General features: G+C 67.1%; 18 protein-coding genes. 10 read left to right on the forward strand and 8 right to left on the reverse strand.

Annotation, left to right across the window (positions count from 1 at the left end; translation table 11 throughout):
* Nucleotides 1–91: 91 nt before the first annotated feature.
* A complete protein-coding gene (locus ABZ004_RS39830; protein ID WP_355687401.1) occupies nt 92–2,221 on the reverse strand; it encodes an alpha/beta fold hydrolase in 2,130 nt (709 codons plus the stop codon).
* A 42-nt stretch (nt 2,222–2,263) separates the two neighbouring features.
* The gene (locus tag ABZ004_RS39835) at nt 2,264–3,325 is read right to left on the reverse strand and encodes a class I SAM-dependent methyltransferase (protein WP_355687403.1); all 1,062 of its coding nucleotides are present in this window, start codon (nt 3,323–3,325) and stop codon (nt 2,264–2,266) included.
* A 145-nt stretch (nt 3,326–3,470) separates the two neighbouring features.
* Between ABZ004_RS39835 and ABZ004_RS39840 the strand changes: the two genes are divergently transcribed.
* The 3 genes from ABZ004_RS39840 (at nt 3,471) to ABZ004_RS39850 (ending at nt 8,391) form a co-directional block, all read left to right on the forward strand.
* Nucleotides 3,471–6,353 (forward strand): AAA family ATPase, encoded by a 2,883-nt coding sequence (locus tag ABZ004_RS39840; RefSeq protein WP_355687404.1) that lies wholly within the window; start codon nt 3,471–3,473, stop codon nt 6,351–6,353.
* Between the two features lie 157 nt (nt 6,354–6,510).
* Nucleotides 6,511–7,140 (forward strand): DedA family protein, encoded by a 630-nt coding sequence (locus ABZ004_RS39845; RefSeq protein ID WP_355687405.1) that lies wholly within the window; start codon nt 6,511–6,513, stop codon nt 7,138–7,140.
* A gap of 78 nt (nt 7,141–7,218) precedes the next feature.
* Complete coding sequence (locus ABZ004_RS39850; protein ID WP_355687407.1) at nt 7,219–8,391, forward strand: hypothetical protein; 1,173 nt, start codon at nt 7,219–7,221, stop codon at nt 8,389–8,391.
* Here the strand turns inward: ABZ004_RS39850 and ABZ004_RS39855 are convergent.
* Genes ABZ004_RS39855 through ABZ004_RS39865 form a run of 3 tightly spaced genes read right to left on the reverse strand, consistent with a single transcriptional unit; the run spans nt 8,378 to nt 10,966 of the window.
* Nucleotides 8,378–9,214, reverse strand: coding sequence for an acyltransferase domain-containing protein (locus ABZ004_RS39855; protein WP_355687409.1), 837 nt, complete (start codon nt 9,212–9,214; stop codon nt 8,378–8,380). The genes ABZ004_RS39850 and ABZ004_RS39855 overlap by 14 nt on opposite strands.
* Nucleotides 9,215–9,265: 51 nt before the next feature.
* Nucleotides 9,266–9,553, reverse strand: a complete 288-nt coding sequence (locus ABZ004_RS39860; protein WP_355687411.1) for a 4a-hydroxytetrahydrobiopterin dehydratase — start codon at nt 9,551–9,553, stop codon at nt 9,266–9,268.
* A gap of 15 nt (nt 9,554–9,568) precedes the next feature.
* A complete protein-coding gene (locus ABZ004_RS39865; RefSeq protein WP_355687413.1) occupies nt 9,569–10,966 on the reverse strand; it encodes an MFS transporter in 1,398 nt (465 codons plus the stop codon).
* A gap of 105 nt (nt 10,967–11,071) precedes the next feature.
* Between ABZ004_RS39865 and ABZ004_RS39870 the strand changes: the two genes are divergently transcribed.
* Entirely contained in the window at nt 11,072–12,790 is a 1,719-nt protein-coding gene (locus tag ABZ004_RS39870) for an RHS repeat-associated core domain-containing protein (protein ID WP_355687433.1), read from the forward strand.
* 47 nt (nt 12,791–12,837) lie between these two features.
* Nucleotides 12,838–13,146, forward strand: a complete 309-nt coding sequence (locus ABZ004_RS39875; RefSeq protein WP_355687415.1) for a hypothetical protein — start codon at nt 12,838–12,840, stop codon at nt 13,144–13,146.
* 426 nt (nt 13,147–13,572) lie between these two features.
* Here the strand turns inward: ABZ004_RS39875 and ABZ004_RS39880 are convergent, their stop codons facing one another.
* A complete protein-coding gene (locus ABZ004_RS39880) occupies nt 13,573–15,552 on the reverse strand; it encodes an AarF/UbiB family protein (RefSeq protein ID WP_355687417.1) in 1,980 nt (659 codons plus the stop codon).
* A 144-nt stretch (nt 15,553–15,696) separates the two neighbouring features.
* Here ABZ004_RS39880 and ABZ004_RS39885 point away from each other — a divergent pair, with 144 nt between their 5' ends.
* A complete protein-coding gene (locus ABZ004_RS39885; RefSeq protein ID WP_355687419.1) occupies nt 15,697–16,263 on the forward strand; it encodes a TIGR03086 family metal-binding protein in 567 nt (188 codons plus the stop codon).
* A gap of 20 nt (nt 16,264–16,283) precedes the next feature.
* Nucleotides 16,284–17,267 (forward strand): sigma-70 family RNA polymerase sigma factor, encoded by a 984-nt coding sequence (locus tag ABZ004_RS39890; protein ID WP_355687421.1) that lies wholly within the window; start codon nt 16,284–16,286, stop codon nt 17,265–17,267.
* 6 nt (nt 17,268–17,273) lie between these two features.
* On the opposite strand, the gene ABZ004_RS39895 is transcribed toward ABZ004_RS39890, so the two are convergent.
* Nucleotides 17,274–17,945, reverse strand: a complete 672-nt coding sequence (locus tag ABZ004_RS39895) for a response regulator (RefSeq protein WP_355687423.1) — start codon at nt 17,943–17,945, stop codon at nt 17,274–17,276.
* Complete coding sequence (locus ABZ004_RS39900) at nt 17,942–19,531, reverse strand: sensor histidine kinase (protein ID WP_355687425.1); 1,590 nt, start codon at nt 19,529–19,531, stop codon at nt 17,942–17,944. Before ABZ004_RS39900 ends, ABZ004_RS39895 begins: the two co-directional genes overlap by 4 nt.
* A 286-nt stretch (nt 19,532–19,817) precedes the next feature.
* Here ABZ004_RS39900 and ABZ004_RS39905 point away from each other — a divergent pair, with 286 nt between their 5' ends.
* The 3 genes from ABZ004_RS39905 to ABZ004_RS39915 are packed head-to-tail and all read left to right on the forward strand — an operon-like array spanning nt 19,818 to nt 22,530.
* Nucleotides 19,818–20,621, forward strand: coding sequence for an ABC transporter ATP-binding protein (locus tag ABZ004_RS39905; protein WP_355687427.1), 804 nt, complete (start codon nt 19,818–19,820; stop codon nt 20,619–20,621).
* On the forward strand, nt 20,611–21,459 hold the full coding sequence (locus ABZ004_RS39910; RefSeq protein WP_355687429.1) for an ABC transporter permease: 849 nt from the start codon (nt 20,611–20,613) through the stop codon (nt 21,457–21,459). Before ABZ004_RS39905 ends, ABZ004_RS39910 begins: the two co-directional genes overlap by 11 nt.
* A 21-nt stretch (nt 21,460–21,480) precedes the next feature.
* The gene (locus tag ABZ004_RS39915; RefSeq protein ID WP_355687431.1) at nt 21,481–22,530 is read left to right on the forward strand and encodes an ABC transporter substrate-binding protein; all 1,050 of its coding nucleotides are present in this window, start codon (nt 21,481–21,483) and stop codon (nt 22,528–22,530) included.
* The last annotated feature ends 135 nt before the right edge of the window (nt 22,531–22,665 follow it).

Consider the following 22,665-nt stretch of genomic DNA (forward strand, 5'->3'; position numbering starts at 1 on the left):
AGGTCGACCGACAGATCCCGTTCAAGACCCGAAGTCAGTTAGGGGCCGAGTCAGGACGACCGCTGCGGGGCCCTCACCCACATCCTCACTGTTAGAGGAGGTTGGTGAGGTGGGTGGCGGCGGTTTGGGCTCCGGTGGTGGGGAGGGGGAGGTAGTCGACGGGGTTGGTGAGGAGTTTGGCGAGGGTGTCGGTGAGGGTGGTGGGGGTGCACGCGGCGTACGGGAGTTGGTGGCCGGCGTTGTGGCGGGCCAGGCGGGCGGGGACGTGGAAGGTTTGCTCGAAGTGGTTCTGGAGCGGGATGTAGATGAAGGGGACTCTGGCGGCCGTGAGTTCCATGCAGGTGGTGAGGCCGCCTTGGGTGATGGCGACGTCGGCGGCGGCCAGGTGGTGATGCAAGTCCGGAAGATAGCCGTGGATGGTGGCGCCTTCGACCGGCGGAAGGGACGAAGGGTCGATCCGGGGGCCGGTGACGATGACGAAATTCAGGCCGGGGACCACGCGGCGGGCGAGTGGAATGGCATCGAGAACCCTGTGCAGCAAGGAGGTCCCGACGCCTGAGCCGCCGACGGTGACCAGGCAGAGCTTCGCGTCGAGTGGGTAGCCAAGGGTCGAACGATCAGGGATCTCCGAGGAGTCGAAGCCGGTGATATAACCCGTGAAGTCGAAGTTCTCCGCGGTCCACGAGCGGATCGACGGCAGGCCAGGTCCGAAGGTTTCGTCGACGATGTCGTCGGGATCGCCGATGAACAGCGAGCGGTCGCGGAGTCGCCGGAAGCGGACGCGTTGCTCGATCATCTCCGCGTTGTAGTCGGCCGTCAGCGCCGCCTCCGCGGAACCGCCGGCCGGCATCGGCAGCCAGCCGACGAAGTCCGTGAGCCACGCATACGCGAAGCGTTTCAGCTCCGGATTCTCGTGCAGGAAGTAGTCGACCTCCCAGGCCTCATCGCCCACCACCAGGTCGTAGTGCCGGTCGTCGACCACGTCGGTGAAGGTGAGGAAGTTCGCGACCAGGAGTTCATCCATCCGCCGGATCGCCTGGAAAGCATGCAGGTCGTGCTCATCGGCATCGAACTCGATATGGCTCGACTCGTTCAGCAGGTGCGCCGAAGCTGGGTGCACCGTCTCGCCCGCGTCCGCGAGCACCCGCGTCACCGGGTGCTGCGCCAGCCAGTCGATCTGTACGCCGGGGCGCTGCTCCCGAAGCGCCCGGGCGATCGCGAGATCCCGCCGGGCATGGCCGAGGCCGATCGGTGACGAGAGGTAGAGGACCCGTTGGGGTCGATTCAGCGCGCGGGTCCACGTACGGCGTACCGGCTGTGCTGGGGAGACCTGCGAGATGAAGTCCTTGAGCAGGCGGTTGACGAACACCGGGTCGCGGACGTTCGGGGCGTGGCCGCCGCCTTCGACGGTGATCAGGGAGCCGCCGGTCAGCTCCGCGAGCTTCACACCTTCGGCTAAGGGGCGAATTTTGTCGTCGGTGCCGTGGATGACGAGGACCGGGCAGGTCAGGGCCGGTACGCCGGGCGCGCGGTCCTGGCGGGCGGATTCGGTGTCGACCAGCCGCTCCGGGGCGATCTCGTGGCCCCAGCCGATGCCGTCCTCGATCTGCTTGCTGGAGTGGGGCTCGGGGAACATCTCTTGGAAGAAGAACTGAAGAAAGTCGTCGTACCCGCCCTCGGTCCAGTAGTGCCGGTTGTACTTCGCCCATCCATCGGTTGTCTCGTGCCGCGCGCCCCACGACCAGCGGATGCGTTCCTCCTGCGCCGGCACGAGTCCCGCGGCCGAGCCGATGCAGACGACGCCGAGCGCCTGATCGCCGAGTTCGTGCGCGACTTGCAACGCCCACGGCACGCCACGGGAAAGCGACACCAGAACACAGGTGCCGGTTCCCGTGGCGGTCAGGACGGCGAGGGTATCCGCGACGAACTCGCTGTCCGCGTACGCCGGTCCGCCCACCGGCGCGCTCGACCGACCCGACCCCCGCCCGTCGAACGTGACGACCCGGAAATGCCGCGCCAGATAAGCCACCTGCGCCTTCCAGATCCGAGAAGACACGATCGACCAGGTCGGCATCAACACCACCGTCACCACGTCACCCCCGGCCGAGCTCCCCCTCGTGGCGGCGGGGTCGTAGACGCGGTAGGCGATGGTCACCCCGGCGCGCTCGACCGTCCCCTCCCGGTCGGCCGAGCGCGCTGGACGTTGCGGCTTCGATGACATGCGGCCCCCCTCGCCTTGAACTGTCCCCCTCGACGCACTGTGTCAGGGGCGGACTTCGTAGACCAGGTTGAACGGGGTCTCCGCGGCTACCCGGAAGCGGGTGAAGCCGGCGGCCGTGGTGACGTCGCGGATCCGGGCGGGACCGGCCTGGGTGCCGAGAGCGAGTCCGACGTCCTGCGACAGCGACCCCGGCGTACAGAGCAGTGTCGAGAAGCCGTAGTACGCGCGGCCGACCGGGTTGAGGTTGTCCTCGACCTTGTCGCCGGCCATCGGCTCGACGACCATCCAGGTGCCGTCGTCGGCAAGCGACTCACGAACCCGGCGCGCCGCCCCGACCGGGTCGCCCATGTCGTGCAACGCGTCGAACGTCGTCACCAGGTCGTACCCGCTTCCGCTGTACGCCGTGGCAGGCGCGACCTCGAACGAGATCTCCACCCCCGCCTCGGCAGCACGCTGACGCGCGATCTCGATGGAGCCCGGGTGGTAGTCGGACCCGACGAAGGTCGACTGCGGATACGCCGAAGCCATCAGGATCGTCGAGGCGCCATGTCCGCAACCGATGTCCGCCACTCGTGCACCACGTTCGAGCTTGCCGACCACGTCGGTGAGGGCGGGCAACCAGCTCGTCAGGAGATTTGCGTTGTAGCCGGGACGGAAGAAGCGCTCGCAGCCGTCGTGGACATCCGAGTCCTGCTCGTGCCAGCCGATCCCGGCGCCGCTGCGAGCCGCCTCGATCGTCTGTGTGGTGTTGTGGACGGTGCCGAGCGCGATCTGGAAGAAGCCGGGCAGGAACGCCGGGCTGTTCTCGTCGGTGAGCGCGATCGCGTGTTCGGCGGGCAGTACGTACCGGCCGTCGGCGTACTCGACGAATCCGCCTGCCGCCTGCGCGTTGAGCCACTCGCGGGCGTAGCGCTCGCTGGTCTGGGTCTTCTCGGCGAGCTCGGCGGACGACGTCGGGCCGGCGCCGGCGAGCGCGCGGTAGTAGCCGAGCTTGTCGCCCATCACCACCAGGCCCGCGTTCAGCGTCGCCCCCACCTCGTCCACCGCACGGAACACGAACGCCATCAACTTCTCGCCATCAACCTGCTCTTCAACCGTAGTCATTTCCCGCTTCCCCTCCCTGGGTTCTGATGCAGCCGACGCTAGGAGCGGGCGTCGAGGGTTCGCATCAGGTGCCCCACCTAGTCCTGAGCTTCTCGAGTGCGGCAAAGGGGTGGTGTGGAGGGGATGGGGCGGGCAGACTGCGGGGATGCTGATCGGGCGGGTGGCCGAGCGGCGGGTGGTCGGGCAGTTGGTCGCGGGGGCGCGCGTCGGCACCAGTGGGGTGCTGCTGATCAGCGGGGAACCGGGGATCGGGAAGTCGGCGCTCCTGGACGAAGCAGCGGCACTCGCCGTGGATCTGCGCGTACTCCGGGCGCGCGGGACCGAATCCGAACAGGAGATCCCGTTCGGCGGTCTCCTGCACTTGCTGCGGCCGGCTCTCGGCGAACTCGACCACATCCCGCCGCCCCAACGCGACGCCCTGGCCGCCGCCCTCGCCCTCACCTCCGGCACCCCCGCCGACCGCCTCGCCCCCGGCACCGACGCTGACGGACTCGCGCCCGGCTCCGGCACCGACGCTGACGGACTCGCGCCCGGCACCGGCACCGATGCTGACGGACTCGCCCTCGGTTCCGGCAGTGCCGCTGACGGACTCGCGGTCGGTTCCGGTAGCGGGGCTGACCGGTTTGCTGTTGGGGCGGCTACGTTGAGCTTGATCTGTCGGTACGCCGAATCTGCGCCGCTCGCGATCCTCGTCGACGACGCTCACTGGCTGGATCGGCCGTCTGCCGAGGCGCTCCTCTTCGCCGCCCGCCGGTTGCTCGCCGACCCGATCGTCCTCCTCATCGCAGCACGCTCCAACGAACCCCACCCCTTCGCCCAAGCCGACCTCCCCCACCTTGAACTAGGTGGGATAGACCTAGCGTCAGCCCACCAGCTAGTCGCTGCTCCACCAACTGAAGGTCGTGGGTTGTCGGTTGACTTGGTGGGGGAGTTGTATCGCCGGGTCGCCGGGAATCCGTTGGCGTTGTTGGAGTTGGCTAGTGATCCGGAGCAGGTGCAGCGGTTGTCCCCAGGGGTACCGGTTCCGGTGCCTGCGTTATTGGCGGAGGCGTTTGCGGCAAGGGCTTCCAGGTTGAGTGCTGCAGCTCGTACTGCGTTGCTGGTGGCGTCCGTAGATGACGGCGAGCTGGGAGTGGTGGCACGGGCATGTGCTGAGTTGCAGGTGGATGTGGCTGCGTTGGAGGAGGCGGAGCAGGCGTCGCTGGTGGTGATCGGTGAGGGGAGAGTTGAGTTCCGGCATCCGTTGGTGCGGTCGGCGATCTATGCGAGTGCGGAGCCGGCGGACCGGCGTACGGTGCATCGGGCTGTGGCTGCGGCGTTGGCGCGGAACGAGGTCGATCGGCGTGCCTGGCATCTTTCCGAGGCGGTCCTGGGCGCGGACGACGAGGTTGCGGCGGCGCTCCAGGTGGCGGGGGAGCACGCGGTGGACCGTGGTGCGCAGGCGATCGCGGCGACCGCCTTGGAGCGCGCGGCCCGGCTGACCGAAGAACCTCAGCAGCGCGCGGCGAGATTGGTCGCGGCGGGCCAGGCGGCATGGTTCGCCGGGATGGCTGAGCGGGCGGACAGCCTGCTCGACGAGGCGTTGACGTATGAGCCGCCACCCAAGACGAAGAGTTTGGCGAACGAAGTACGGGCTGATATCGCCGTGAAGTGCGGGTCGCCTGCGCGTGCTCGTGACATTCTGCTGGCCGCGGCGGCGGAGACGCCGGATGCGGAGCTGGCGATCGGGCTGCTGAGCGACGTCGTCAACGCCTGCTTCCGGCTGGGCGACGCGGCCGGCGCGTTGCAGGCGGCCGAAGACATCGATCGGTTGCTCTCGGCAACTGAGCGGCCGGGCGTCAAGATCCTCGGTCTGCTTGCCAGCGGGATCGCCAAGATCCTGGCCGGGCAGCCGGGGACCGAGCAGCTCCGCGAAGCGGTCGCTCTCGAACCGTCCGCCGAGCTGGAGCGGGATCGCCGTCGGCAGATCTGGATGACGCTCGCACCGCTCTTCCTCCGCGAGACCGGCACCGGCCGAGCCCTGCTGGAGGAGGCGATGCGCGAACGGCGGGACCAGGTCGCGGTCGGAATGCTGCCGGCGCTGCTGATGCACCTGGCCCGGGACGAGGCGACGACCGATCGCTGGGCGGACGCGGCCGCGGCGTACGACGAAGGGATCCGGTTGTCGCGCGAGACCGGGCAGACCACGGAACTGGCGATCTGCCTGGCCGGCCAGGCGTGGTTGTCCGCGCATCGCGGCCGGGCCGAGGAGTGCAGGGCGCTGGCGAGCGAGGCGATCGAGATCTGCACCGAGCAGCAGATCCATATCGGGCGGGTCTGGGCGCTGTTCGCGCTGGGGGATCTCGAGCTGGGTCTGGGGAATCCGGCCGGCGCGCTCCCGGAGTACGAGCGGTTGGCCGAAGTGCTCGGGTCGCTCGGAGTGCTGGATCCGGATTTGTCGCCGGCGCCCGAGTTGGTCGAGGTGTACCTCCGGCTCGGACGGCCGGACGACGCGGCCGGCGCTGCGCGGGAGTTCGCCGTACGGGCTGAAGGGAAGGGACAGCCGTGGTCGCTGGCGCGAGCTTCCCGGAGTTGGGCGCTGGTCAGGGACGACGAGGGGCTGTTCGAGGAGGCGCTCGGGTGGCATCAGCGGACGCTGGATGTGTTCGAGACTGCGCGGACGAGACTCGCGTACGGCGGATGGTTGCGGCGCGCTCGGCGGAGAGTCGATGCGCGGACCCAGTTGCGGCTGGCAGTGAGCGACTTCGATCGGCTGGGGGCGCCGGGCTGGGCGGATCTGGCCGCGGCGGAGTTGAAGGCGACGGGGGAGACAGCTCGGCGGCGTGAACCGTCGACGGCGGATCAGCTCACTCCGCAGGAACGCCAGATCGCGATGCTGCTGGTGGACGGGCAGAGCATCCGGGCCGCTGCGGCGCGGCTGTTCCTCAGTCCGAAGACGGTCGAGTACCACCTCCGCAAGGTGTACACGAAGCTCGGCATCCACTCCCGAGCGGAATTGGCCGAGCAACTCGGTCCGGTGGATTCGTAAATCTGTAGGAAATCGAGCACTGCATCAGGAGCCCGGGGAGTTCGCCGCAGTCCCACGGGAAACTCTGTCCTCCTGAGGGATGAATTCCTGGCTCGTTCCTGTCTGAACGACCGCTTTGGATTGGGCCGGCCTTGACATCGGATGAGAGGCTCGGTGCGTGACACAGTTGATGGAGGTCGTTCGACACCTGTTGAGTGTGGCGATGGCCTCGCACTGGCTGCTGCTCATCCTCTTCGTGGCCGCCGCGGTCGACGCGGTGTTCCCGGTCGTGCCCAGTGAGGGCATGGTGATCACCGCCGGCATGGCCGCCGCCGCGGGGCACCAGAACCTGCTGCTGGTGATCGTGGTCGCGATGGTCGGCTCGGTGATCGGCGAATCCGTCTGCTACTTCCTCGGCCGCGGTTCCGGCCCGGCGCTACGGCGCTGGATGCGGCGACGAGATGCCCGGCAGGCGATCTACGAGAAGGTGTCGCACGCGCTGCACACCCGAGGCGGACTGGTTCTGATGACGGTCCGGTACATCCCGGGCGCGCGGATGGTGGCCACGCTGACCGCGGGCGCCACGGCGTACTCGTTCCGCAAGTTCATCGTCTTCACCATTGCGGGTGTGACGGTCGCCTACACGTACGTCGCGTTGCTCGGCTACATCGGTGGCGACGCATTCGCGCACGACTCGCTGAAGGGGCTCGTGTTCAGCTTCGGGCTGGCGGGCGTGATCGGCCTGGTGCTGGAGACGTCACGCCGGATCGCCGGCCGACGCAAAGCCGCCAAGATAACAGCCGGGTAACGATCAAACGCCCGCTTTCGGGCCAAAGGTGTGTCCCGGGCCAACTGGGTTGTTCCCGCATGCGTCAGTAGAGGCGTGGTGAGGCGAAGGACCGGAGTACTGATCGGTGCGGTGGTCATGACCGCGGCACTGGTCTCAGCCTGCGGCGACGTCCCGCTCGAGGGATCTCAGCCCAGCCCTTCGACCAAGCCTTCGGCTAAGCCTTCGACTACGCCGGGGAAGCCCTCCGAAACGCCGACGCCGACCGAGCCGGACCCCTCGAAGACGCTGACTCCCGGGGTCAAGCCGCCCAACGCGGCCCCGGTGACCAGGACCTTCCCCGAGAAGTTGCCGAACAGCAAACCGCCGCTGTTCGTGGTGGTCTCCTTCGACGGCGCCGGCGACCTCACGCTCTGGTCGCACTGGCGGCAGATCGCCAAGCAGGTCAACGCCCGGATGACGTTCTTCCTCTCCGGCCCCTACCTGTATCCCGGTTCGCACCGGACCGACTACAAACCGGCGTACCTGGCGCCCGGCTCGTCCGACATCGGCTGGGGCGATCCGGAGAAGGTCGTCCGCCGAGCCGCGGTGCTCCGGCAAGCCATCGCCGAGGGGCACGAGATCGGCACCCACGCGAACGGGCACTTCTGCGGCAAGACCGGGATCGACCGGTGGAACGCGGCGCAGTGGAACGACGAGCTTCAGGCCTTCGATCACATGGTGATACAAGGGCCGACGCTGGCTGCCGGGAAGCCGCTGGCCGCACCCTTCGACCCCACGACGGTCAAAGGCATGCGGACCCCTTGCCTGGAGGGCAACCGCCCGGCGTACCGGCAGGTGATGCGGCAGCGCGGGATGTTGTACGACGCGTCCGAGCCTGGGTACATCGCGTGGCCGAAGAAGACTGACGGTGTCTGGAACTTCCCGCTGCAGTCGGTGGAGCTCGCCGGTACGCACAAGAACACGCTGACGATGGACTACAACCTCTGGTACTCCCAGACCGAAGCGCACGAGGCCCCGGCTGCGCATGCACCTGCTTTGAAAGCGCAGGTACTCGCTACCTATCGGCTTGCGCTCGGCAGATCGCGAGCCGGGGGCAACCCACCGCTCTTCCTCGGCAACCACTTCAACCGCTGGAACAACAGCGTGTACTCCGACGCGCTCACCAGCTTCGTCCAGGAGACCTGCACCGAGCCCGACGTCCGCTGCGTCAGCAACATCGAGCTACTCACCTGGCTGCAGAAGTACGGCGTACCGGCTAAGCGTCCTTGAGCAGCGTGTAGCCGAACGCGTTCTGCCAGGTGCCGCCCTCTTTGATGCGGTTGACGACGAGGCGTTGCAGGGTGGTGTCCTGCGGGAACTTGTCGAGCTGCGAGAGGTCGTGGCTGCGGAAGGTGAAGAAGATCGCGCTGTCCTGGGCATCACGCGGTACGCCGTACGGCGTGAAGCGTCGCCCGAAGCGGACCAGGTTCGAGTCCGGCGGCAGGTTGTCCAGCAGATACGGGTCGAGCAGCCAGGAGCCGAGCGTCGCTGTCTTGACCGGGTACTCCGGGAAGTGTCGCGGGAAGAAGTCACGCGCCTGAGCGAAGCTGTCGTCGACCGACTCCGGCGTCAGCGGGCCGGTCTCGGAGATGTGTACGCCGATCACCCACTCGCCAGGCTCGGTGCCGGGGACGGGGTTGTTGTCCGGGACCTGGTGCAGCAGGAACTGCAGCCGGCCGAGCGTGTAAATCGCTCCGGTCCAGTGGATCGTCATCCACCAGTGCGTCTCCAGCCCGTACTCGCCGTTGGTCCGGCGGCTGACATTCAGCTGCTGACCGAGGTCGGCGAGGGTGGCCCAGCTGATCTCGTCGCTTATCCCGCGCTCGGCGTGGTACCGGCGGATGTCGGGCAGCGTCTCGAGGAAGGCCGCGACCGAGTTGCGGCTGTCCTCGGGCATGGTCGGGCCGCTGCCTTCGCCGCGGAAGGCGCCGATCTCACGGCGGATCTCCGAGGCGAGCTTGGCGACCACGACCGGATCGGCCTCGAACTTCTCGGCGGCCTCCCGATCGGCGTCGGTGAAGCCCAGCAAGCGGTACTCGTCAGCAGTTGTCACCTGCTAACCGTAGCTGTCAGATATTTACGGCTTGCGCCGCCCGGCCGGAGGTCAGCCCGCGGCGGTGTCGATGTGGCGGGCGAGGACCAGGTCGTCGTCGGTGATGCCGCCGGCGTCGTGGCTGCTGACCCGGAAGGTGATCGTGGTGTACCGGATGTCGATGTCCGGGTGGTGGTTCATCGACTCGGCCAGCTGGGCCACGGTCGCGACCAGCCGGATGCCGTCCAGGAAGGTGTCCTTCTTGACGCTGCGGACGAGCGCGTTCTCGTCGATCTTCCACTCCGGCAGGTGGTCGCGGATCGCTTGGTCGATCTGGTCATCGGTCAGCAGCTCAGCCATGCGCTCACTCTAGTGCTACCGGGCGGTTGGGTTGGTGACGGTACGGACTCGGTGTGAGGTCAGCAGGGCGATCAAGGCGAGAGCGGCGCTCGCGGTGATGATCGTGCCGAAGACCCAGGGCCCGGGGTCGTCCGCCTTGAGTGCCAGCAAGGTGCTGCTGACGGCCAGGGCGGTGGCGATGCTCATCGTGCCGGCCATCTGGGCGGCGCTCGTGTTGCGGCCGGAGTTGCCTGCGTCGGAGAGGTCGAGGGTGAGCACCGAGAGACTCGACGAGCTGAGGCCCATCCCGATCCCGGCAACCATCCAGCCGACCAGCCCGAACCAGCCGGTGGTCCAGGCGAGCAACGAGGTGACGGCGAGCCCCAGGGTCATCAGGGTCAGGCCGATCCGTAGTACGGAAGCTCGTTGCAGGCCGTGGTCGCGACCTTGCAGCCAGGAGCCGAACGCCCAGCTGACGCCCGTGATCGACAAGGTGATGCCGGCCTTCGAAGGGCTGAAGTCGTGCCGCAACGTCAACAGGAGTGGAAGATACGCGCCCGTCCCAGCGAAAGCGGCACCGCCCAGACCCCGTACTGCGACCACGGCCGGGAACCCGCGTCGCGCGACGAACGTGCCACCCGGCATCACCCGTACTGCGGCCAGCCCCAGCACCACCAAGCTCACCGGAATCACCAGGCTGGCGGCGACCGTATGAGCCTCGAGCTGATCACCTGCCAGGGTCAAGGCGAACAACGCCACCGACGCGGCGAAGGCCCAGGGCAACGCGGCTCGCCAGGCTTCGAGCTCGGCGGCCTGCTTCTCGGTGCGCTCGGGTGCTTCCGTTTTGGCGGACATCCGCATCGCGGGCTGCAGTAGCAACCAGCTCGGGGCCAGCAGAGCGACGGCGCCGAGGAACACCCACCGCCAGCCGAAGTGCTCGGTCACCAACCCGGTCACGAACGGTCCGAGCACCGACGGCAGGATCCACATCGCGGCGAACAACGAGAACATCCGCGGCCGGAGTACGGCGGGAAGTGCCCGCGCCACCAGGACCATCAGCGCGACGTCGAGCAGCCCTTCGGCCAGGCCGCTCAGCAACCGGCCCGCGACGACCATCGGCATCGCCTGGGCGGTGCCGACGAGCAGCTGCGCGAGCGAGAACGCGATCGCGCCGGCTCGCAACGCGGGGATCGGGCCGCGTCGATCGGCCCAGAGCCCCGCGATCGCCAACGACACCAGATAACTCGCGTTCGGAGCCGCGTTGGCCAGCCCGAAGCTGCCGAGCGCATCGAACTCGCGAACCATCGTCGGCAACGCCGTCCCCACCGCCCGGTTCTCGAACGCCCCCAACGTGACAAGCGCAATCACCCCAAGCACCAACGGCAGGTGAGGTCCACTGAACAACTTGGGCGCGCGCTCTTCGGTCAAGGTCATGCTCGCCATCCTCAAAGCTAAAGCCCGCTTGAAGTCAAGACGCCCGTCGACCTCAGGGCAGCTACACCTACACATACACGCCGTACGGCGCGGTTTGCGTCACGGATCCAGCCCGGTGGTGCGAACACGACCTACGGGTTCGACACCGACGGACGGGCGACGTCGATGGGGACCGACGGGCAGTCGACCAAGTTCGGGTACGACGCGGACAACCACCTCACGTCGGTGGTGTATCCGTCGTCGAGCGGCTACACCCAGACCAGGACCTACGACCGCAACGGCGATGTCAGCGCGGTGGTGAACCAGAAGAGCGGAGCGACGACACCGCTGAGCCGCTACGACTACGTACGCGACGTCGTCCACAACCCGGCCGTCATCAAACGAACCCGTGGAACGACCGTCTACAACGAAACCTTCTCCTACGACCCCGCGAACCGGCTCATCAAGAACTGTCTCGGCGTGACGACCTGCACATCAGCAACGCAGTACATCGACTACACCTACGACGACAACGGCAACCGGCTCACCGAGAACAGGGTCGGCGTCACCGGTCCCGGCACGATCAAATACACCTTCGACGCCGCGAACCAGATGATCAACCGGACCACCCCCGACGGCACCGTCACACCGGTGCACTACGACGCCGACGGGCAAGTCCAAGACGGCCGCCAATGGGACGTACTCGGCCGGATCTCACAAGAAGGCACCACCAACTTCACCTACGACGCGATGGGCCTGCGCCGCACCGTGCAGAACAGCGCGGGCACCAAGAAACTGTCGTGGGACATCAACAACCCGATGCCGATGCTCGCCGTCGAGACCCGCACCGACAACAGCGTCTTCCGGTTCCGCAACGCCCCCGACGGCTCACCCGTCTACGTCCAGCACGCAGGCAAGGCCTACGCCCGATCGCTGCAATTCCCCGACGCCATCGGCAGCGTCACCGACGTCCTCGACGAGAACGGCGGCGCCCGCTGGCGCTACGGCTACGAACCCTTCGGCGCCAAACGCACCAGCGAAAAACTCAACACGGTTGCCGAAGACCCCCAGATCGGGTTCACCGGCGCCTACCTCGAGCCCACCACCGGCAACTACCACCTCCGAGCCCGCGACCTCAACCCCTGGGGCACCTTCCTCTCCCCAGACCCCCTCGCCCCAGCCCTTGACGACCCCTACATCACCCAATACGCCTACGCCAACCAGCAACCCACCCTCCTGACCGATCCCAGCGGGCTAAACCCCTGGTGGAATCCCAAGGCGCCCGACTGGCTGAACAATGCACTCGGTGGTGCCTACGGCAGCATTATCGAGCTTGGTGATACGAGCCCCCTCAGCATCTACCTCCAGGAGACGCAAGGGAAAACCCAGTCGCAGCTGTACTACGAGTGGCAGGGCGTCGACCCCGACTCGACTGCAGCGCAGGTCGGCTCTTGGCTGCCAGCGCTCATCCCGTTCGCCGGCGAAGTAGTCGCAGTCTGCAGAATCGGCGAGGCCGGACGCTTCGGCTTCCTGCTCAGCAAGCCGGGCGGACTGCCCGAGCGTCTGAACGGTCGCCTTGGAGGGCCGGGCACGCCGCATATCAACGACTTCGGCCGATTCGCCGACAAAGTCGGGCAGATTGCTAAGGATACCGGGTATTCGCAGCGGGAAATTAAAGATGCAATACATCAGGTGAAGAGATACATGCCCAGGTCTGGTGAGCGGGCGAATCCAGATGTGTCTGTCAACACGAGTTCGGGCGATGTCTATGTGAAGCTGCCTAATGGTAGGCTCAGTGAAGACCCAATCGGAAATATTTTCGACTATCTCCCGGGAAATCGATGATGGATGCAGGGTGGGCGCGAACGGCGCTTCGGGTGGAGAACCACGGTATGGACGCCGATGAAGTCGGGGCGTTGATCGGGCTTGAGTCGGAAGGGCCGGGGTCGGGACCGGTCTGGTCGAGGGACTTGGTCGAGGACAGCGGCGCGGCGCTGGATCGTCAATTCGACCAGGCGGAGTCCTTCATACACGCTCATCTCGAGGGACTCAAGCGACTTCCATCGTCAGCGGAGATCGCTTTGCTGGTCTCGTGGACGCCGGCGGCTGGTCAGGACGGGCTTTGCGTGCCGGCCAGGTTGGTGAAGGCGATGAGCGAGGTCGGCGCCTATTTGCTAATCGATACCTACTCAGACGATTGACTCGAACGATATTCAGCTGGACTCGCTGCAGGGCTCAAACTTAGATATCGATGATTCGGCAGGCAGCCCCCAGCGATGGTGACTGAAGACCTGATCAGTTGGTAAGCAACGAAAGAATTCGCCGGGAGCGATCTCCCGGGGACTGCTCCGGGCCTTCCAGGGCGGATTCGAGGCGATTGAGTTTGAGCATCGCTCGGTACGTTTGGGGCGTTGCGGGGTGGTGGCCGCGAAGGAGAGAACGCATGGAGTGCCTGCGGGAGGCGCTTTCACCGTTTGAGGACGGGGTGATTCCTTCGTTCTTTGAGGTTGGGGGCGATGGAGGTGGTCAGGCGAGCTCCGGTGGCGGCTGGAGCGGCAAAGATCAGGAGTGGCCACCTTGAGGTGTCTGAGCACGAGCTGGCCCTTGATTTCGGGAAGGAGCGGTGGCTAGCCTCCGGAGTGGCTGTCTGGGAGGCGGAAGACGAGTACCAGGACTCGTAGTACGAGGACTGCGCAGATGACCAGGAGGTTGTAGGCGAAGAGTTGGTAGAGGGCTAGGGAGTGGGTGACCTGGGGGCCGCCGGGGGTGCCTAGGAGGAGGACTGCCATGAGGCCGGCGGTGGCTCCTAGGACGGTTAGGAGGGCTTGGTGGAGGAGGGCGGTCAGGTGGCGGCGGTCTCGGTCGTCGGCTAGGAGGCGGACGTTGACGCTCAAACGGCCGGATTCTGCGGCGGCGGCGATTCGGTCGATTCGGCGGGGGAGGCGGCGGAGCATCGGGAGCAGGGTGGCTAGCTCTTCGGTCGCCGTACGGCGTAAGGCGTCGGGGGCTAGGCGGTCGGTGACGTGGGCGGCGGCGAATTGGCGGGAGGCGGCGACCAGGTCGAAGCCGGGGGAGATGCGCGAGATCGTGCCTTCGATGGTGGCGAGGGCTCGGAAGACGGCGGCTACTTCGGGTGGGACGCCTAGTTCGTGGGCGGTGATGATCTTGAAGAGGTCGTTGAACATGGCGGGACCGAGGGCTGCGCCGGCGCCGAGGTGACGGGCCATGAACTGGCCGACCGCGCGTTCGAGGGAGTGTTCGTCGACCGTGTCGGGGCGATCGACGATCTCCAGCAGGGCGTCGGTCGCGGCGGTCGGATCGCCGTGGTCGACCGCGAGCAGGAACCGCTGCAACGCCTCCCGGGTGGCCGGGTCGAGGCGGCCGACCGAACCGAGGTCGAGCATCCCGATCCGGCCGTCGGTGAGGAGCAGGAAGTTGCCGGGGTGCGGATCGGCGTGGAAGACGCCGTCGATCGCGATCTGGCCGAGCAGGCAGTCGAAGAGCGTTCTGCCGAGCCGGGCGGCATCGAGTCCGCGCTGGGCGATCTCGCCCGCAGCGTTGCCGAGCTGGATGCCGTGCAGTCGTTGCATCGTCAGGACGCGCTGCGTGCTGAGCTTCTGGTGCAGCTCCGGTACGACGATGTCGTTGCTGGTGGCAACCGTACGGCCGGCCGCGACGCTGGTCATGTTGCCGGCCTCGACGGTGAAGTCGAGCTCCTCGCGCATCGCGTCGGCGAACCCGTTGGCCAGCGCGCGGACGCCCATCGACCGGCCCCAGTCGGTGTTGCGTTCGAGCGTCCGGGCGAGCCGCTGGACGATGTCGAGATCGCGTTCGACGACGGAGGCGATGCCGGGACGCTGAACCTTCACGACGACGGCCGACCCGTCGTACAGGCTGGCGGGGTAGACCTGGGCGACGGAGGCTGCCGCGAGGGGTTCGGTGCTGAAGTCGGCGAAGACCTGCTGCGGTGGGGCGCCGAGTTCGTGGGTCAGGACCGTCTCGATCTGCGGCCAGGGAGCCGGGGAGACTTGATCCTGCAGGCGGCTCAGCTCGAGCGCGACGGACGCGGGGATGACGTCGCTGCGGGTCGAGAGGACCTGGCCGAGCTTGACGAAGGTGACCCCGGCCTCGTCGAGCGCGAGCCTGAGCGAGCGGGCGAGATCGGCCTGGCCGGCGGCGTTCTCGCGACCCGGCCGGCGGCGGCCGCGGAGGTACGGGCCGAGCCCGTGCTTGATCGCGATCCGGAGGATCTGCAGGTAGCGCCTGGTCCGGGCGATCCGGCCACTCAGGTCCCTTCGGAAATCCCGGGCCCTGGGCAACGAACCGGTGGGGACGAGCGCCTCGGCGAGCACCAGGAAGATCAGGCCGGTGAGCATCGAACACACGGCAGCCAGGGCGAGCAGCGCGGCGGCGGCGCCGTTCGACCCCGTCCACGGCAGGGGTCCGGCCAGCGCGTTCATCAACGGACTGAAGGTCGCCAGCGTCAGCCCGGCGCCGATCGCCAGCCGGCCCAGCCCGAACCGCACCCCCAGCAACCGCTGCGACACCGGCACGAAGATCACCATGAACACACCGACGTTGATCAGCCCGACCACCACAACATCCATAGGCCAGACCCTAGGGCGTCCTGGGCCCCACTCACCTCACCCGCCCGAGTGACCCACCCCTGGCCCGGACCGCCGCGATTCCTTTGCTGGGAGCGCTAGGTCTACCTGTTGTAGACGCGCACCCACGAGAGAAGGAAGTCAACGATGGAGAATCAGTCCCGGCCGTTGCAGCGGGCCTTTGCCAGTACCCGGCGTGTGTTGGCCGAGGTCGGCCCCGAGCAGCTCGACGTCGCGACGCCGTGCTCGTCGTGGGACGTGCGCGCCTTGGTCAACCACTTCGTCGGCTCGGCCCGATGGGGTGCCTCCGTCGCCCTGGGAACCGCCGACGAGCTCACCGAGGAGGACTATGCGGCCGGCGACCTGCTGGCGAACTATGACGACAGCATCAAGGTTGTGCTCGCCACCTTCGAGTCGGCGGGCGTGCTGGAGAAGACGGTCGAGCTCGAGTTCGGCCGGTTCTCCGGCGCGGAACTGATGGGCATGGTCGTCCTGGACCAGTTCGTCCACGGCTGGGATCTTGCCCGCGCCATCGGGCACCCCACGGATCTGGATCCCGGACTCGCCGGCGAACTGCTCGAAACGGCCCAGGTCACCATCCTGGACGCCTACCGCGGACCTGAAGGCGAGGCCGTCTTCGGACCCGCCCTCGAGGCTCCTGACGATGCGGCTCCGGCCGACCGGCTGGCCGCCTTCCTCGGCCGCTCGCTCTGACCGGAGGGTAGTTTCGACCTGTGGTGGAGCTGAGAAGCCTCGACAGCGACGCGTTCGTCGCGGCGACCGAGCCGTTCCGGCAGGAACTGCTCGCACATTGCTACCGCATGCTCGGTTCGGTGGACGATGCCACGGACGTGGTCCAGGAGACCTATCTGCGCGCCTGGCGTTCGTACGGCGGGTTCGAAGGCCGGTCATCTGTGCGTACGTGGCTCTACCAGATCGCCACCAATGCCTGCCTGACAGCGCTCGGGCATCACAGCAGGCGGGTGCTGCCGTCCGGTCTCGGAGGTCCCGAGGCGGATCCGGCGGCGGTCGCGGAACAGGCCGGACCCGATGTCAGGTGGCTTCAGCCGCTCCCCGACGTGCTCGTCAAACCTGACACTGCCGACCCGATGTCGCAGGTCCTCGCGCGTGAGGACCTGCGACTGGCCCTCGTGGCCAGCCTCCAGTACTTGTCCGGCATGCAACGGGCTGTGCTCATCCTGCGTGACGTGTTGTCGTTCCCTGCCGCCGAGGTCGCGGTCGTCCTGGGCACCAGCACAGCCGCGGTCAAGAGTTCGCTGCAACGTGCCCGGGGCCGGCTCCGGGAGCTGGCTCCCGCGCCTGACGAAATCGTTCAGCCCACGGAGCCGAGAGCCCGGGCATTACTCGACCAGTACATCTCGGCCTTCCAGAACGCCGACGCGCCAGCCCTGGAACACCTGCTCTGCCGGGATGCCACCTTGGAGGCGACACCCTTCAAAACCTGGTTCGCCGGCTGCAAGACCTGCATCCCCTATCTCCGTAACCAGGTGCTGGGCTCGCCCGGTGACTGGCTCATGCTGCCGACGACTGCCAACGGGCAGCCCGCCGCCGTGGGCTACACCCGTGATGCTGACGGCATCTACCAGGCGTACGGCGTCGTGGTGCTCACTGTCACCGAGGCCGGCATCAGCAACATCTACTCGTTCCACCAACCCAGCCTGGCCATCACCTTCGGTTTCCCGCCGACAGTCGCCTGACGAACGTCAGCCTCTCGGGGTAGAGGCCCAGTGGTATTGGTGTTCGGGGCGGCCGGTGGAGCCGTAGCGGAGGCTGAGGACTGCTCGGCCGTCGTCGGCCAGGGCGGCCAGGTAGCGCTGGGCGGTGGCCCGGGAGATCCCTAGTTGGGCGGCGAGGTCGGCCGCCGTACGAGGTTCTCCTGCTTGGCGTAGGGCGCTGGTGACCAGGCGGGCGGTGACGGGGGACTGGCCTTTGGGGGTTGGTGGGCGGTCGGCCTCGTGGAGGGCGTCGACGGCTCGGTCGATCGACTGCTGGGTGAGTTCGGTCTGGCGGTCGCCGAGGAGGGAGCGGTAGCGGACGTAGGCGCGCAGGCGGGAGGTGAGTTGCTCCGAACTGAAGGGCTTGATGAGGTAGTTCAGGGCGCCGGCGGCGAAGGCTGCCCGGACCGAGGCGGCCGACGAGTCCGCGGTGACCATGAAGATGTCGGCGTTGAGTTCGGCGGCGAGTTCGATGCCTGGACGGTCGGGGAGATAGCTGTCCAGGAGGATGAGGTCGGGTTGGAGGTCGGCGGCCAGGCGGAGCGCATCTGCTGCTGTGTGGGCGATTCCGGCGACTTCGAGACCGATGACTTGGGCAACGAACAGTGCATGTACCTGTGCCACCCTGAAGTCATCCTCGACAACCAGTACGCCGATCATGGTGCCTTCTCCAGTACGTCGGGGAGTTGGGCGACGAAGACGGTTTCGGTGCCGTCGCAACCGGGGTTGGCCAAGGTGATGTCGCCACCGAGTCCGCGCGCGGTCTGACGCGCGATCGCCAGCCCGAGTCCGCGGTCGGTACCCCGGGTTGAGATGCCTTCGACGAAGATCGCCTCGCTCTGCTCGGGCGAGACCCCGTCGCCGGTGTTGGCGACCGAGATCACCAGCCGCGTTCCCTCCGACAGCAGGTCGACCTCGACGCCACCAGGCCGACGGGTCGAGGCGTGCGCCGCATCCAGGGCGTTGTCGACGAGATTGCCGAGCACCGTTACGACCTCGACCGGCGCGACGAGCTTCTGCTGCACCCAGCTCGCCTCGGACAACGTCAACGTCACGCCCAGTTCCGCCGCCCGCGCGGTCTTCGCCGCCATGAACGACCGGATCGTCGCCGAGCGGACAGCCGGCGACTCACTGATCGAATCCGCGTCCTGGAACTGGGTCACTGCCTTCAAATACTCCAGCGCATCACCCTGAGCATCCGCCTGAAGCAACCCCAGCACGGTGTGCATCCGATTGGCGAACTCATGCCGCTGAGCACGAAGGGCCCCCGTCATACTCCGTACTGCGTCCAGCTCGCTGGTCAACTGCTCCAGGTCGGTGCGATCGCGCAGAGTCAGCACGCTGCCCAGATCCCGCCCGTCGCGATGAACCGGCCGGTGATTCGCCACCAGCACGCGGTCGCCGGCCACCGTGAGAATGTTGTCTGCCCGGTCGCCGTCCAGCACGGATCTCAATCGGGGCGGGAGATCCAGCTCGGTCAGCGACACCCCTGGCTGGACCGGCCGGCCCAGCAATCGGACCGCTTCGTCGTTGCACATCGTCACCCGGCGGTCGGTGTCGACGGCGAGGACACCCTCGCCGATACCGTGCAGGACCGCCTCGCGCTCGCGGACCAGGTCGGCCAGGTCGGCAGGCTCCAGCCCGAACGTCCGGCGCTTCAGCACCCGGGACAGCCAGGTGGACCCACCGACACCGAGCAGCAATGCGCCGACGGCGAACGGGGCGGTTGCGCCGAGCAGATCCAGCAGCGCCTGCCGGATCTCGGCCGCGTCGAAGCCGACGCTGACCTCACCGACGATCACCCCCGCCGAATCGCGGACCGGCACCTTGCCCCGCGCGGACAGCCCGAGCGTGCCGCGCTCGATGTTCACCACTTCCCGCCCGGACAGCGCTTCGGACGGGTCGGTGCTGACCGGCTTGCCGATCTGGTCCGGGCTCGGGTGAGCGAGCCGGATGCCGTGGGCGTCGGTCACCACCACGAACAGCGCGCCGGTCGCATTCGAGGCCTTCAAGGCGATCTGCTGGACCGCGGCCTGGTTCCCGGCCCGGACCAGGTCGCCTAGTTGCTGCTCCGCGGCCACGGTCCTGGCCACATTGAGCGCGCGCTGCTCGTACTGATGCTCCAGGCTCTGGTCGAGCAGCCAGGCGACCAGGCCGAAGCCGATCCCGACCACGAGCGTGACCAGGCCGATCTGCAGCAGCAGGAGCTGCCGCGTGAAGCGCATCCCGCGCAATCGAGCCATCATTCGCCCACCGTAAACCCGGTCATGAGCAGAATGCGCACAACGCGAACTATGGGGAATGGGCGGGTAACGACGGCAAGGGATCCGCTACCGCCCGGTCCTCCCTACCTTTCCAGCAACAGAGCTGTCATCCGCCGGAAACGCCGCACACGGCTCAGAGGAGAGGATCCATGACCCTGTTGTCTGCCGCGCCTCCGGCACGGCGGGTCATGGGGCTGAACTCCCGTCCTTCCCTCGTCCCTCCAGTCGCTTCGCTCCTTCCACTCCTCAGTCCAGGCCGGGAGGCCCCATGACCTATCTGGTAGACATCAATAATGCGACCAAGCGGTTCCTGACCAGTGCGGGGACCGCCCACACCGCAGTACAGGACATCAACTTGCAGGTGAACGCCGGTGAGTTCGTTGCCGTTGTCGGGCCGACCGGGTGCGGCAAGTCGACCACCTTGTCGCTCGTCTCGGGGCTCGAGCCGCCGTCCGAGGGCAGTGTGACCGTGAACGGCCAGCCGGTCCGGGGGATCCCGGCGGGGGTCGGGTACATGTTCCAGGCCGACGCCATGCTGCCGTGGCGGACGGTGCTCGCGAATGTTGCCTCCGGCCCGCTTTGGCGGGGCAAGCCGAAGGACGCGGCGGAGGCTGCGGCGCGGGACTGGGTCGCCCGGGTCGGGCTGGCCGGGTTCGAGGACTACTACATGCACCAGCTGTCCGGCGGCATGCGCAAGCGGGTGGCGCTGGCGCAGACGCTCGTCAACGAGCCGTCGATCCTGCTGATGGACGAGCCGTTCTCGGCCTTGGACGTGCAGACCAGGGCGCTGATGCAGAACGAGTTGCTCGACCTGTGGTCCGGGACCAACGCGGCGGTCATCTTCGTCACCCATGACCTGGAGGAGGCGATCACGCTCGCCGACCGGGTCGTCGTGATGACGGCCAGCCCCGCCCGGATCAAGGACACCTTCACCGTCGAGCTGGACCGGCCGCGCAACGTGGAGCAGATCCGGATGACGCCCGAGTTCATCGCGATCTACCGCGAGGTGTGGAGTTCGCTGTCCGCCGAGGTCGCGATCGCCCGGCAGTCAGGAGCATCCCGTGTTGCGTAAATCCCCCGCGCGGACCGCCGGCCGCTCCGCGAGCGTCGTACGGCGTAAGCACAAAGCGCTTGTCTATTCGCTGCGATTGCTGCTGTTGGTGGCGATTCTCGGCGGCTGGGAGCTGTCGGTCAGCCTGTGGCTGGACCCGTTCTTCTACTCCAAGCCCAGCCTGATCTGGGACAAACTCGTCGTCTGGTTCACCGACGGCACCGCGCAGGGCTCCATCTGGGCGCAGATCGCCGTCACGCTGGAAGAAGCCGCGGCCGGCTTCGTGCTCGGCTCGCTGGTCGGGGTCGTGCTCGGCATCCTGCTCGGCCGGGCGCGGCTGCTGGCCGAGGTCGTTTCGCCTTATATCCAAGCCTTGAACGCTGTACCGCGGATCGTGCTCGCCGCGCTCTTCGTGATCTGGTTCGGGCTCGGGATGGAGTCGAAGATCGCGACGGCCTTCGTGCTGGTCTTTTTTCCGGTCTTTTTCAATGCCTTCCAAGGTGCGCGCGAGGTCGATCGGAACCTGGTGAACAACGCGCGCATCCTGGGTGCCGGCCGGGGCCAGGTGCTCTGGTCGATCGTCGTACCGAGCTCGACGTCATGGATCCTGGCGTCGCTGCACACCGCCTTCGGGTTCGCCCTGATCGGCGCCATCGTCGGTGAGTACACCGGCGCCACCCGCGGCCTCGGGCTGCTGATCAGTACCGCCCAAGGCTCCTTCGACGCAGCCGGTATCTACGCCGGAATGCTGATCACCACCGTGCTCGCGCTGCTGGCCGAGGTCGTCCTGGGCCTGGCCGAACGGCGGTTGCTGCGCTGGCGCCCACCGGCCCAGGCATCCTTCGCCGCCGCCATCTGACTTCCTGTCTAGGAGACTCCCGTGAAGATCCGTCCTGCTCATTTCGTTGTCCCCGGCCTGGCCGCTGTCCTTGTGCTGACCGGCTGCCAGACCCAGAACAAGTCCGGTACGTCGTCAGGCTCTGGCGCCTCCTCGGACAAGGTCACCATCATGGTCGGGGGTGCGGCGAAGGTGATCTACATGCCGGCCAAGCTGACCGAGCAACTTGGCTACTTCAAGGAGCAAGGCTTGAACGTCCAGCTCGTCGACACCCCAGCTGGTGTCACCGCCGAGACCGCGTTGCTGGCGAACCAGGCGCAAGGTGTTGTCGGCTTCTATGACCACACGATCGACATGCAGGCCAAGGGGAAATGCCTGCAGAGCGTGGTGCAGTTCGCGAATGTGCCGGGTGAGGTCGAGATGGTCTCGAAGGCCCAGGCGTCGACGATCAAGAGCCCGGCGGACTTCAAGGGTCGCAAGCTCGGGGTGACGAGTGCTGGGTCGTCGACCGACTTCCTTACGCAGTACCTGGCGGGTAATGCCGGTGTCAGTACTGCGGACTACACGACCGTGAAGGCCGGCGCGGACTCGACCTTCATCGCCGCGATGAACTCGGGCGGAATCGACGCGGGGATGACGACGGACCCGACCGTCGCGCGGCTGACCAAGACGGGCGACGGCAAGATCCTGCTCGATCTGCGGACGGAGGAGGGGACGAAGGCGGCGCTCGGTGGGTTGTATCCGGCGAGCTCGCTCTACATGTCGTGCGACTACGTTGCCTCGCACAAGGACGTCGTACAGAAGCTTGCCAATGCTTTCGTTAAGACGCTCGGCTTCATCACCAGCAACGACGCGGCTGCCATCGCAGCCAAGATGCCCGCCGACTACGCCGGCACCGACAAGGACCTCTATATCAAGTCGATCACCGACTCCAAGGGCATGTTCAACGCCACCGGCATCATGGACGAAGCCGGCGCCAAGAACGCCCTCGCAGTCCTCGGCAAATTCTCCCCCGCCGTCAAACCCAAGAAAGACACCATCGACATCACCAAGACCTACACCACAGACTTCGCCAAGGCAGCCAAGAGCTGACGCACCAAGTCGCCCGCGGCGAACCCACAGTTTCGGGGGTTATCCCCTCAAACTGTGGGTTGCCCATGTGGATACCTGAGGCCAACCCACAGTTTGAGGGGATAACCCCTGGAACCGTGGGTTCGCGCAGAAGGC

It is taken from the genome of Kribbella sp. NPDC006257 (assembly GCF_040613535.1).
In the GTDB taxonomy this organism is placed as follows: Bacteria; Actinomycetota; Actinomycetes; order Propionibacteriales; family Kribbellaceae; genus Kribbella.

What these genes read in the sequence shown, in the direction of transcription:
- ABZ004_RS39830 (WP_355687401.1), bottom strand. Translation starts at nt 2,221, where the DNA reads ATGTCATCGAAGCCGCAACGTCCAGCGCGCTCGGCCGACCGGGAGGGG.
- ABZ004_RS39835 (WP_355687403.1), bottom strand. Translation starts at nt 3,325, where the DNA reads ATGACTACGGTTGAAGAGCAGGTTGATGGCGAGAAGTTGATGGCGTTC.
- ABZ004_RS39840 (WP_355687404.1), top strand. Translation starts at nt 3,471, where the DNA reads ATGCTGATCGGGCGGGTGGCCGAGCGGCGGGTGGTCGGGCAGTTGGTC.
- ABZ004_RS39860 (WP_355687411.1), bottom strand. Translation starts at nt 9,553, where the DNA reads ATGGCTGAGCTGCTGACCGATGACCAGATCGACCAAGCGATCCGCGAC.
- ABZ004_RS39865 (WP_355687413.1), bottom strand. Translation starts at nt 10,966, where the DNA reads ATGACCTTGACCGAAGAGCGCGCGCCCAAGTTGTTCAGTGGACCTCAC.
- ABZ004_RS39875 (WP_355687415.1), top strand. Translation starts at nt 12,838, where the DNA reads ATGGACGCCGATGAAGTCGGGGCGTTGATCGGGCTTGAGTCGGAAGGG.
- ABZ004_RS39880 (WP_355687417.1), bottom strand. Translation starts at nt 15,552, where the DNA reads ATGGATGTTGTGGTGGTCGGGCTGATCAACGTCGGTGTGTTCATGGTG.
- ABZ004_RS39885 (WP_355687419.1), top strand. Translation starts at nt 15,697, where the DNA reads ATGGAGAATCAGTCCCGGCCGTTGCAGCGGGCCTTTGCCAGTACCCGG.
- ABZ004_RS39895 (WP_355687423.1), bottom strand. Translation starts at nt 17,945, where the DNA reads ATGATCGGCGTACTGGTTGTCGAGGATGACTTCAGGGTGGCACAGGTA.
- ABZ004_RS39900 (WP_355687425.1), bottom strand. Translation starts at nt 19,531, where the DNA reads ATGATGGCTCGATTGCGCGGGATGCGCTTCACGCGGCAGCTCCTGCTG.
- ABZ004_RS39905 (WP_355687427.1), top strand. Translation starts at nt 19,818, where the DNA reads ATGACCTATCTGGTAGACATCAATAATGCGACCAAGCGGTTCCTGACC.